The sequence below is a fragment of the Leisingera sp. ABD4_442 genome (assembly GCF_056160905.1).
In genome coordinates this window covers 1-11,011 of sequence record NZ_JBSWYB010000064.1, presented here as the reverse complement: position 1 = coordinate 11,011, position 11,011 = coordinate 1, and the positions used below count along the sequence as shown (strand labels likewise).

General features: G+C 63.1%; 9 protein-coding genes. 2 read left to right on the top strand and 7 right to left on the bottom strand.

The annotated features are described in order from the left end of the window. Nucleotides 1-277 precede the first annotated feature (277 nt). The 3 genes from ACXAHG_RS22950 to ACXAHG_RS22940 all read right to left on the bottom strand — a co-directional run bounded on the left by ACXAHG_RS22950 (nt 278) and on the right by ACXAHG_RS22940 (nt 3,265). A complete protein-coding gene (locus tag ACXAHG_RS22950) occupies nt 278-589 on the bottom strand; it encodes a 2Fe-2S iron-sulfur cluster-binding family protein (protein ID WP_475041626.1) in 312 nt (103 codons plus the stop codon). 19 nt (nt 590-608) lie between these two features. Further along, complete coding sequence (locus tag ACXAHG_RS22945; RefSeq protein ID WP_475061069.1) at nt 609-1,898, bottom strand: type I glutamate--ammonia ligase; 1,290 nt, start codon at nt 1,896-1,898, stop codon at nt 609-611. 107 nt (nt 1,899-2,005) lie between these two features. Next, entirely contained in the window at nt 2,006-3,265 is a 1,260-nt protein-coding gene (locus ACXAHG_RS22940) for a cytochrome P450 (protein WP_475061066.1), read from the bottom strand. A gap of 81 nt (nt 3,266-3,346) precedes the next feature. Between ACXAHG_RS22940 and ACXAHG_RS22935 the strand changes: the two genes are divergently transcribed. Next, nucleotides 3,347-4,057 carry a type 1 glutamine amidotransferase gene (locus tag ACXAHG_RS22935; RefSeq protein ID WP_475061063.1) on the top strand — a complete coding sequence of 237 codons (711 nt, stop codon included), beginning with the start codon at nt 3,347-3,349 and terminating at the stop codon, nt 4,055-4,057. A gap of 62 nt (nt 4,058-4,119) precedes the next feature. Here the strand turns inward: ACXAHG_RS22935 and ACXAHG_RS22930 are convergent, their stop codons facing one another. After that, nucleotides 4,120-4,770, bottom strand: a complete 651-nt coding sequence (locus ACXAHG_RS22930; protein WP_475041621.1) for a GntR family transcriptional regulator — start codon at nt 4,768-4,770, stop codon at nt 4,120-4,122. Nucleotides 4,771-4,897: 127 nt separating this feature from the next. Next, a complete protein-coding gene (locus ACXAHG_RS22925; RefSeq protein ID WP_475041619.1) occupies nt 4,898-6,526 on the bottom strand; it encodes a sulfatase-like hydrolase/transferase in 1,629 nt (542 codons plus the stop codon). Between the two features lie 131 nt (nt 6,527-6,657). Here ACXAHG_RS22925 and ACXAHG_RS22920 point away from each other — a divergent pair, with 131 nt between their 5' ends. Continuing rightward, complete coding sequence (locus tag ACXAHG_RS22920) at nt 6,658-7,209, top strand: GNAT family N-acetyltransferase (protein ID WP_475061060.1); 552 nt, start codon at nt 6,658-6,660, stop codon at nt 7,207-7,209. Nucleotides 7,210-7,308: 99 nt separating this feature from the next. On the opposite strand, the gene ACXAHG_RS22915 is transcribed toward ACXAHG_RS22920, so the two are convergent. After that, on the bottom strand, nt 7,309-9,288 hold the full coding sequence (locus ACXAHG_RS22915; RefSeq protein WP_475061057.1) for an acetyl/propionyl/methylcrotonyl-CoA carboxylase subunit alpha: 1,980 nt from the start codon (nt 9,286-9,288) through the stop codon (nt 7,309-7,311). 11 nt (nt 9,289-9,299) lie between these two features. Next, nucleotides 9,300-10,916 (bottom strand): acyl-CoA carboxylase subunit beta, encoded by a 1,617-nt coding sequence (locus ACXAHG_RS22910; protein WP_475061054.1) that lies wholly within the window; start codon nt 10,914-10,916, stop codon nt 9,300-9,302. Nucleotides 10,917-11,011: the final 95 nt, after the last annotated feature.

The window sequence follows — 11,011 nt, the reverse complement described above, 5'->3', positions numbered from 1 at the left end:
GGTGTTTCTGGGTCTCGCCTTCAACTGGGGCGCCATGCTGGCCTGGGCGGCACATACAGGTTCCATGGGCTGGCCGCCGGTTCTGCCGCATCCCCCCCCCCCCCCCTCCCCCCTCCCCCCTCCCCCCTCCGCTACCAGATGCCATGGCGGGCCCGAAGCATGTGCTTCGGGCCTGCGCCTTCGGTGGCGCCGCTGACGCGGCGCGGTTGCGTAATACGGAAACGGACCCAGCCGCCGCAGCCGCGCCTGTTGCATCAAGCTATGATCATATTCCGGGTCAGACCGCCGGTATTTCCAGTACCAGCCCGCCCAAGTCCGGATGCGTCTCGATCTGGCAGCTGAAACGGCTGATTTCCCGCCGCCCCTCAGCAAGATCCAGCACTGCCTCTTCGAATTCGCCGGCCTCACCGCATTCCGCCGCCCACTCCGGATCCACGAAGACATGGCAAGTGGCACAGGCGAGACAGCCGCCGTACTCGCCCGCCACACCAGGCACATCATGTGCCAGCGCCGCCTCCAGCAGGCTTTGACCATAGTCCACTGTTGCCGTGACAGCCCCTCCACCCGGCAGCTTCCAGGTGACTTGCATCGGTTTTCTCCGCGGGTAGTCAGATGAAATGCACGTAAAAATCGCGCATACCGTCGCCTTCCAGATCGCGGGTCTTGCGCACCTCCTTGCGCTTCATGAAGACGTGGTTGGCGACCAGTTCGGACCCGACGGCACCGGCAAGCACAGTGTCCTTCTCCAGATCAGCCACAGCCCCCTTCAAGTCTATTGCCGTGCCCTCGCGGGCATCGGTGCGGTCGAACCCGTCTCCGGTTTCCATCGGAGGCAGCTCGTGGCCGGTCTCTACCCCAAGGCGTGCAGCCTGCAAGACAGCCGCAACCGTCGTGTAAGGGTTGGAGGAGGCATCCGCCATCCGGTGCTCCAGCCGCGCCTTGGCACCGCCTTCCGAGCTGATCCGCGTTGTCACATTGCGGTGGTCGCCGCCCCAGTTCTGCCAGTAGCCCGACAGCGACCCCGGCTGCAGCCGCATGTAGCTGTTGGCGGTTGGCGCAATCAGCCCCGCCAGCCCCTTGTGGTGATGCAAAAGCCCTGCCAGGCAGCCGCGTGCCAAATCGTTCATATGCTCCGGCCCGCCCCGCGGCCCGGAGGACAGCGCGTTGCCGCCCGCCTCATCGGCGAAGGAGAAGTTGATATGCATGCCCGAGCCGCCGGCCTCGGCCACTGGTTTCGGCATGAAGGTCAGGACAATGCCGTATTCCAACGCCACCTCCCGCGCCATCAAGCGGAACAGCACGATGTCATCCACCGCCTTCACCGCATCATCAAAGGTCAGCGTGTATTCGAACTGCGGACTGTCGAACTCTGCGGTGATCATGTCCAGCGAGAAGCCCATGTCATCCGCCATCGCCCAGATCCGGTCATTAAACCGCAACGGATCGGCAAAGGGTCCGGTGCCATAAACCACCCCGCCTGGCGCATCATAGGGCATCAGCCGCCCACGGTCGTCTGCTTGCAGGGCAAAAGCTTCCAGCTCAATCCCGACTTTGGGGGTCAACCCGTGTTTCTGCCAGCCCGCAACCGCACGCTTCAGCGCCCAGCGCGGGCACAGCGCCAGTGGCTGGCCTTCATCATCATAAAGATCACCCAGCACCACCTTGGTAGAGGCGTGCCAACTATCGCGGATATCGTCATGCAGCCATTTCAGCTCCATGTCCGGCAGTCCCTGTTTCACCATCGAACCGGGCGCATCCAGCAGGTCCTTGTCGTAATGGGTGCCAAAAACTGAGCGGCAAAAGCGGGTCGAGTCATCGCCGATCTTGGAATTCGGCAAGTACTTTCCCCGCATGATGCTAAGGTGGTCGCAGAACATCGCGCGCAGACGGGTCTTCATGGCTCTGGGTCCTTCTCTGCTGGACAGTCATCGGCATCGTTTGCCCGTGCCTTATTACTTAACATATTTAGCGGTTATTGCGGAGTCTTTCCTGCCAGACAGCGCCCTCACACAGCTTCCACACGCACCGGCAGCTGCTTGATGCCGCCGACAAAGTTCGAGCGCAGGAATTTATGCGGACCGGCGGCCTCGATGTGCCGGATGCGCTTGGCCAGCTCCTGGAACAGCACCGTGACCTCCAGCCGCGCCAGCCACATCCCCAGGCAGACATGCGGGCCGAACTGGCCGAACGACAGATGCCGGTTCGGGCTGCGGTGCAGATTCACGTGAAATGGATCCTCGAAATAGCCCTCGTCCCTGTTGGCTGAGGCAAACCAGTACAGAACCTTGTCGCCTTCGCGGATGGTCTTGCCATGCATTTCCACATCCCGCGTCGCGGTGCGGCGGAAATAGAGCGCCGGTGTCGCCCAGCGGATGATCTCATCGGCCGCCGTCTCCCAGACCGCACCACCCTCCTGCATCTGCGCCAGCAGTTCGGGCTGATGGCACATCGCCTGGATACCTGCAGCAATGGAATAACGTGTGGTGTCATTGCCCGCCGCCACCAGCAGGCAAAAGAAATTGCGGAACTCGGTCTCGGTAATCACCGAGCCATCCTTGGCCGGTTCCAGGATTAGGTTCAGCACGCCCGAAGTATCGCCCTTCTTCGCCTTTTCCTCCATCAGCTCCTTGGCATAGATGTACAGCTCCGCCCCGGCGGGCGAGTTGAACGGCATCATCCGGAACTCATCCGTCTGCATCTTGTCCAGCACGTGGGAGGTAAAATCCGGATCGGTATTGGCAATCAGCGCATCGCCTTTCTCGACCAGCCAGGGCAGGTCTGCCTCCGGCAGCCCTACCACCCTGCCCAGCATCCGCATCGGCAGCTGACGGGCGATTTCCTTGGTGGCGTCGAACTCCCCCTTGGCCAACGCCTGATCCAGAATACCGGCGCAGAGCTCGCGAATGTCCTGCTCATACTGTGCCATGGTGGTCTTGGAGAACGCTTTCAGCAGCTTCATCCGCACCTTGGAATGTTCCGGCGGGTCGGTCTCCTGAAAGGTGCGCCGCGCCAGGTATTCCTCGTAGGACTGATCCTCCATCCGGATGCCTCTGGCAGAGGAGAACACTTCGGTGTTCTTGTTCATCACGGTGATGTCTTCATAGCGCGTCACCGACCAGAAGTTCTTGCCGCCTTCGTATTCGGTCCAATGCAGCGGATCCTCCCGCCGCAGCCGGGCGAAGGTGTTGTGCGGTGCACCATGGGCAAAGGTGTCATGGCTGGTCAGATCCGCATAACCGTCGTCGGTGGGGGTCCAAACTGTCATTGCGGGCTTTCCTAAGTTGCTTACTTAATGTATATTAATGAGCATCATAAATATGTAAACGAAAATCTTGCGAGCCTTCTCATGCACTTGGCCATCCTGATGACCAACACTGACGAAAGCGGCTTTGCCCAAAGCCACCCCAAGGACGGCGAAAAATTCACCGACCTGGTCCTGATGGCACGGCCAGGCTGGCGCACCACGGTGTTTGCCGTAAAGGACGGTGTATTCCCGCAGGATCTGTTCCAATTCGACGGCGCGATGATCACCGGCAGCCCAGCCTCGGTCCGCTCCGGCGCGCCTTGGATCACACAACTGCTGGCGCTGATCCGCACTGCCCACGCCCGGCAATTCCCGCTGTTCGGCGCCTGCTTCGGCCACCAGGCCATTGCAATGGCACTTGGCGGCAGCTTGGATCACAACCCCGGCGGCTGGGTGCATGGGTTGACCCGCAACCGCTTGCTGGCCCGCCCGGACTGGGCCGCCGGTCTGCCAGAAGAACTAAAACTCTATGGCTCACATTGTGAACACGTCAGCCGCCTGCCACCAGACGCGGTCCCGCTCACAGAAAGCAACGGCATGAATTCGGGCTGCACCCTGGGCAGGCATATCTTCACATGCCAGCATCATCCGGAGATGACACACGGGTTCATCTCCGCTCTGACCGAAGAAATGAGGGACACGCTTGGCCCCGGCGCCTATGCCCGCGCGGTTGCAAGCCTTGCGGAGCATTCCGACCAAACAAAATTTGCCGAGAGCCTGGCGGCGTTCTTTGAACAGGCTGCCCGTCCCTGACGCGCCGGCTTCTTTCTGGTTAAATATACCCTGCCGAAGGCCCGGAGCCGAAAGGCTCCGGATCATCCCAGCGCTGCCAGCAGATCCATCACCGTGACCTGGTCGAATTGCACATGCGCTATCATCGCGGCCTCTGCCCCCTCCCGGTCATGGGCAAGGATCAGCTGCGCAATCTTACGGTGCTCTTTGGCCGACTGCGCGATGACGCCGGGATAGCGGTAGCGCGCCCGGTAATAGGCCATCAGCTTGCGCGCATTGGTCTTGATCATCTCGACAAGAAACGGATTGCCGGAGCCTTCCGCAACACAGGCATGGAACCGCAGGTTCAGCTGGTAATAGCCAGCCGGATCATCATCCTGCTTTTCCGCTGCATGTGTCTCGCAAGCCGCCACGGCCGCTTGCAGCTCTGCCGCTTGCGCTGGAGACAACCGCCGCGCCGCCAGCGCCGCCGCCTGCCCCTCCAGCCGGGCATGCACTTCCAGGATCGCCAGGAATTCCTCCAGCGTCGGCTTGAACAGCACCGCCCCTTTGCGCGGCAAACGCTTGATCAATCCAATGGCTTCCAGCTGGATGAAAGCCTCGCGCACCGGTGTGCGGGACACGCCGTGCCGCTCCACCAGCTCGCTTTCCTCCAGCGGCGCGCCGGGCACCAGGCGGCCTGCCTCGATATCCTGAAGGATTGCGTTCAGAACCTGTTCTGTCTGCCCTGCCATTGCGCCGCCTTTGATGCGTTTGAGGCCAATTTATGCGCCTCTTCTCTGCTTGGCAACGCGCGCCGGGGGCGCTGCCCCCGCCCTTGCGGGCTCCCCCGGAGTATTTTTGGCAAGATGAATGACGGTCTCAGGCCTGAGGCACCGGGCCGCGGTATTTCTCCGTCAGTTCCGGTGCAACCTCATCTGCCTCAAAGACGCCCAGCAGGATGCCTTTGCGCCCGGACTTGCCGCGGCGAGCCTTGATCTGGGCGTCGGAAAGCGTGATCCGCTGCGACATACGCAGCCCCCATTTCAACAACCGGTCATACATCAGGTCAATGACCTCCTGATGCGCAGCGCCCTTGGCGAGATCCACAAGCTCGTCCGGGTCATTCTCCATATCAAACAGCATTGGCCGCAGCCCGCCTTCGGCATGCATGAACTTCCACCGCTTGTCTGTTACCATGAAGAGGCGCGCATCTTTCGGCTCCAGCCCCAGTTTGTCGCACAGCGGCATGGTGGAGTAGTCGAACTCAGCAATGGCATAGTCCCGCCACTCCGGTATTTCCCCGTGCAGGAAGGGCATCAGCGAGCGCCCCTCCAGGATATGCGGCGCCGGTTCGCCGCCAGCTGCCTCAAGGAAAGTGGGCAGCAGGTCGATCGCCTCCACCAGCTCATCACAGGTGGTGCCGCGGGAGGCATCGGCCTCTGCGCGCGGGTCATAGATGATCAGCGGCACCTTGATCGAGGGCTCGTGGAACAGGTTCTTTTCCCCCAGCCAGTGGTCGCCCAGGTAATCGCCATGGTCCGAGGTCACCACGATCATCGTGTCCCGCATCCGGCCGGTTTCCTCCAGCCAGGCAAACAGGCGGCCCATCTGATCATCGGCCTGTTTGATCAGCCCCATGTAGGCGGGAATGACTTTCTCCCGCACCTCATCACGGCTGAAGGTCTTGCCGATCTGGTTATTCATCATGCCGTTGAACACCGGATGAGCAGCCTCCCGCTCCGCATCCGAGCGCACCACCGGCAGCACATGCTCCGGCCCGTACATGTCATGGTACGGCGCGGGCACGATATAAGGCCAATGCGGCTTAATATAGCTGAGGTGAGCACACCATGGCCCCTCAGCCTGCTCTATGAATTCCATAGCCTGCGTAGTCAGCCAAGGCGTTTCACTGTCTTCCCCGGCGACATTGGCAGGCTTGTCCGCATTGACCATGAACCAGCCGGAAGCGATGTCCCCCCCCTCAACCCCGGCATTTGCAAAGTCGTTCCAAGGGTTTTCCCCCGGGTAGCCCTTCGCCTTCAGATACTCATTATAGGGGCTGCGCTTGCCGTCATAGAACCCGTCCGGCCCCTCCGCCCACAGCCCGTCGTCGCGCACCCAAGGATCAAAACCGCATTCCGACTGGCGCACGCCGATCACACTGTCCGGCGCCAGCCCCAGCCGCTGCATGCCCTCCGCATCCGCCACCATATGGGTCTTGCCGATCAGGTGGCAGCCCATCCCCGCCTTGCGCAGGTGGTCCCCCATGGTCCATTCACCGACCCGCAAAGGGTAGCTGTTGAACTGCACCCCGTGGCTGGAGGGGTAGCGCCCGGTATAGCTCGACATCCGCGAAGAGCCGCAGGTCGGCGACTGCACATAGGCGCGGGTAAAGCGCACGCCTTTGGCCGCCAGCCCGTCAATATGCGGTGTCTGCAGATGCGGGTGGCCGGCACAGCTCAGATAGTCGAACCGCAGCTGGTCGAACATGATATAGAGAATGTTCATCGGCGCCTCCTGCTAAGTCCGGCCGCAGTATTAAACAAGTAAAGCAATCCTGGCGAGAAGATCTTCTTGACCACCCGGCAGGGATCGCAGAACAGTTAAACTCTTTGCAAAGCTGATTTCAGAATTCCGCCATGTCCCGGAAAGCCCCCGCAACAAGTATCCGCCCAGCCGCTGCACAGGATTGCGCCGCCCTTGCCGCGCTTTCCATCGAGGTCTGGCTTACCACATATCTGCGGGACGGCATCAGCCAGGGTTTCGCAGAATATGTGCTGAGCGAGTACACGCCCGGCCATTTCGCCGCGGCGCTCCAGCGGACAGAAGAATGCCTGCTGGTGTCGCAGAACAGCCAGGATGGAATCGACGGCTATATCCGGCTGGTGCACGGGCGCCCAAGCCCGGCAGGCGCCTCTTCCTGCACTGAAATCGCCACGCTTTACGTCCGCCCTTGCGCCCAAGGCAGGGGTGCCGGCCCTGGACTGCTCCAGGCCGGGCTTGAGGCCTGCGCAGCCCGCTCCTGGGACGCGCCCTGGCTGGCAGCGAATACAGAGAACACGCGCGCCACCGGCTTTTATCTCCGGCACGGATTCGAGCGCACAGGCCTAACATATTTCCAGCTGCAGGACCGCCAGTACCCCAACGATGTCTTTCAGTACCGCGGCCCGATACCTGCTGCCGCAAACTAACCGGCGCAGCCTCCCGTCCGCCGTCAGTCTTTCCAAGGAAAGACCTCCTCCGGCTGAGTCTTCAATGCCCCGGCGACGGGCAGAAGAGCCCCCTATTGCTCAAATGCCAGCGGTGTCCACCCCCCGGTCCATTTCGAACAGCAGCTGCCCGGCCGCGACCTGCTGCCCTTGCAAGACTGCAACCCGGACGATCCTGCCCGCGCCCGGCGCCAGGATCTCATGCTGCATCTTCATCGCCTCCACCACCGCCAGGCGGCTGCCTGCTGCAACGGTTTCTCCCTCGCTCGCGCAAATCTCCAGCAAAAGCCCATGCATTGGCGCCATAACGCGGTCCGATGCAGTGCCGCGGTGCTCTTCGGACCCAGCCTCGCGGCGGCACAGGCTGAATATCCGCCGCTCCGTCGCAATATGCAGCCTCTGCCCTTCCATCCGGCAGGACCGCAGGCCGGCCTGCACCCCGTCAACCTGCGTCTGCGCCTGCGTTCCAGCCACCAAGTGCCGGGCAGAGCCGCAGCGCACAACGGTTCCCCCGCGCCGGTGCTCCAACTCCGCATCGACACGCTCTCCGCTGCATTCCAGCCTGAAGCAGGAAAACAAGGCCCCTTGGCTCGACCAGCCCAGCAGTTCCGGTGCAACCCCGCCAGCAGCTTCAGCACAGCGCGCCTGCTCCGCCCTGAACAGCAACGCCGCGCCCAGCGCAACCTCCCTGCTGGACGGCGCGGTGCGGAACCCATTCGGGAAATGCCGGGAAATGAAACCCGTCGCCGCCTGCCCGGATGCGAATTCCGGATGCTGCAGCACCTCAATCAGGAAATCCCGGTTGCAAACCGGCCCCAGCAGCACGCACTTCCCCAACGCTGCGGCCAGGCGCTGGCGCGCGTCCTCCCGGGTTTTGCCACGGGCCGCCAGCTTGGCCAGCAGCGGATCGTAGAAAGCCGTGACCTCCTGCCCGCCGGCAATCCCGGCGTCGACCCGGATACCACTGCCGTCCGGCGGCTGCCACTGCACGATCCGCCCGGCCTGGGGCAGAAACCCGTTTGCCGGATCTTCCGCATAAAGCCGCACCTCAATGGCATGGCCGTCAAAGCGCACATCCGCCTGCGCCAGCCCCAAGGCCTCGCCCCGTGCGACGCGTATCTGCATCTCCACCAGATCCAAACCGGTGATCATCTCCGTGACCGGATGCTCCACCTGCAGCCGGGTGTTCATCTCCAGGAAGTAGAAGTCTCCGCCCTGGTCCAGCAGGAACTCCACCGTGCCCGCCCCCTGGTAGCCAATGGCCTCCGCAGCCTTGACGGCCGCCGCTCCCATACGGCGGCGCAGGGCGGCGTTCACAGCGGGGCTGGGCGCCTCTTCCACCACCTTCTGGTGGCGGCGCTGGATGGAACAGTCGCGCTCCCCAAGATGGATCACCTGCCCCTGCGCATCGCCAAAAACCTGAACTTCCACATGCCGGGGATTGGCAAGCGCCTTTTCCAGGATCACCTCACTGGAGCCAAAGGCCGCCAGCGCCTCGCTGCGCGCCAGAGCCAAGGCGCGGTCAAAACCCGCGGCATCCTGGACCAGCCGCATCCCCTTGCCGCCGCCGCCCGCGGCAGCCTTGATCATCAGCGGATAGCCGATGGACGCCGCCGCCCGGGCCAGCACCTCTGCATCCTGATCCGGTCCCTCGTACCCCGGCAGACAGGGCACAGCCGCTGCGGTCATCCTGCGCTTGGCGGCGGCCTTGTTGCCCATCAGGCTGATGACCTCCGGCGAAGGGCCGATGAACACCAGGCCAGCCGTGGCGCACGCACGGGCAAACGCCGCACTCTCTGACAGAAACCCATATCCGGGATGGACCGCGCCGGCGCCGGCCTCTTGTGCGGCAGAGATCAGCTTTTCAATCGACAGGTAGCTGTCCGCCGCCGGGCCATCGCCGATGCACAGGGCGCAATCCGCAAAGGCAGCATGCGGGCTGCCAGCGTCTGCCGATGTGTAAACCGCAACGCTCCGCAGCCCCATGCCCCGCAAAGTGCGCATCACCCGCAGCGCAATCTCTCCGCGGTTGGCAACCAGGACCCTGTCAAAACTGCTCATCCCCGCCGCCATCAGATCCGCGCCACGCCAAAACTGTTCGGGTGGAGCTGCCGGGCCCGCGCCTCCTGGCAGGTTTGCAGGCAGAAGCCGACCACATTGCGCGTGTCGCGCGGATCAATCATGCCCATGTCCAGCACCCGGCCAGAGGTGTAAAACGCATCCGACTGCCCGTCGAAATGCGCCGCGATCCTCTTGCGCTGCGCGGCCAGCCGCGCCTCATCCGGTGCCGCGCCCTGACGTTCAGCAGCGCGCCGGGCGACCTGCTCCATTGTCAGCGCCGCCTGATCGCCGCCCATAACCCCGGTCACCGCATTCGGCCAGGTGAACAGGAAATCCGCACCGAAGGCACAGCCGCACATGCCATAATTCCCGGCCCCGAAACTGGCACCGGTATAGATCGAGATCTTCGGAACCCGGATATTTGTCACCGCCTGGATCATCTTGGCGCCATGCTTGATCATGCCTGCCCGCTCAGATGCGGTTCCCACCATAAATCCGGTTGTATTGTTCAGAAAGACCACTGGCGTGCCCGCCTGGTCCATCGCCTGCAGGAAATGCACGGCCTTGGCGGCGCCGTCCGGGTCCAGGGGACCGTTGTTGCCGAGGATCCCGACGGCCTGCCCCATGATCCGCGCCTGCAGGCAGACCGTCGCTGGCCCGTAATCCGGCTTGAAATCCCGCAGCCTCGAACCATCCACGATCCGCGCCGCCACTTCGCGCATGTCATAGGGCTTGCGGTAATCCACCGGCACAAGGCCGGCGATGCCGTCCCCCTGCAGAACCGGAGCTTCACACGTCTCCATAGGCGGCGCACAGCGCGCCCAGCCCAGCCCGGCCACCACCTCGCGGGCCAGCGCAATTCCATGGGCGTCATCTTCCGCCAGGTATTCCACCAGCCCCGTGGTCCGGGCATGCATCTCTGCGCTTCCTAGATCCGCGTCTTGCGCTTCCTCGCCTGTGGCCGCCTGCACCAGTGCGGCGCCCGCCAGCATCGCCATGCCGTTCCCCTTGACCCCGATCACATAGTCCGACAGCCCCGGCTGATAGGCTCCGCCCGCGGTGGAGGCCCCATGCAGCACGGTGATCACCGGGATACCCGCTGCCGACAGCCGCGCCAGCCCCGCAAACATGCCGCCGCCATGCGCCCAAAGCTCCACCGTATAGCGCATCAGATCAGCGCCGGCGCTTTCCACCAGATGGATAAAGGGCAGTTTCTGCTTCTCGGCAATAGCCAGCGCACCCAGCGCCTTATCCACCGATTTCTGCGTCATCGCGCCGGCATTGATCCCGGCGTCATCGGCAAAGACCATCACCCGCACGCCCTCGGCATAGCCGATGCCCAAAATGATCGAGGCGCCGGGGATCGAGGTGTCCGGGTCCGGATCGTCCACCAGGTAAGAGGCCATGTTATAGAGCTCCAGGAACGGCAGCCCCGGGTCCAATAGCGCCGAGACGCGCTCTCGCGGCGACAGCTGCCCCCGCTTGTCGAAGACCGGGCGGCGTTCTTCGGATTTCGCCGCCGCGCGGGCCTCCAAATCACGCATCCGCTTGACTAGCTCCAGCATGTCCTTGCGGTTTTGGGCAAAGGTTTCGCTGCCGGTGCTGATTTTGGTTTCGACGGCTGTCATCGCAAGTCTCCGCCTTTCGCCCGGCGAAGCCGGGCAGTGGACTGCCGCCCCCCCGGCCTGGTAATTCATTTCCCCCCGTCGCCAGGCAACTACCC

Coding starts and splice junctions, on each gene's coding strand:
- ACXAHG_RS22950 (WP_475041626.1), bottom strand. CDS start 589: ATGCAAGTCACCTGGAAGCTGCCGGGTGGAGGGGCTGTCACGGCAACA.
- ACXAHG_RS22945 (WP_475061069.1), bottom strand. CDS start 1,898: ATGAAGACCCGTCTGCGCGCGATGTTCTGCGACCACCTTAGCATCATG.
- ACXAHG_RS22940 (WP_475061066.1), bottom strand. CDS start 3,265: ATGACAGTTTGGACCCCCACCGACGACGGTTATGCGGATCTGACCAGC.
- ACXAHG_RS22935 (WP_475061063.1), top strand. CDS start 3,347: ATGCACTTGGCCATCCTGATGACCAACACTGACGAAAGCGGCTTTGCC.
- ACXAHG_RS22930 (WP_475041621.1), bottom strand. CDS start 4,770: ATGGCAGGGCAGACAGAACAGGTTCTGAACGCAATCCTTCAGGATATC.
- ACXAHG_RS22925 (WP_475041619.1), bottom strand. CDS start 6,526: ATGAACATTCTCTATATCATGTTCGACCAGCTGCGGTTCGACTATCTG.
- ACXAHG_RS22920 (WP_475061060.1), top strand. CDS start 6,658: ATGTCCCGGAAAGCCCCCGCAACAAGTATCCGCCCAGCCGCTGCACAG.
- ACXAHG_RS22915 (WP_475061057.1), bottom strand. CDS start 9,288: ATGAGCAGTTTTGACAGGGTCCTGGTTGCCAACCGCGGAGAGATTGCG.
- ACXAHG_RS22910 (WP_475061054.1), bottom strand. CDS start 10,916: ATGACAGCCGTCGAAACCAAAATCAGCACCGGCAGCGAAACCTTTGCC.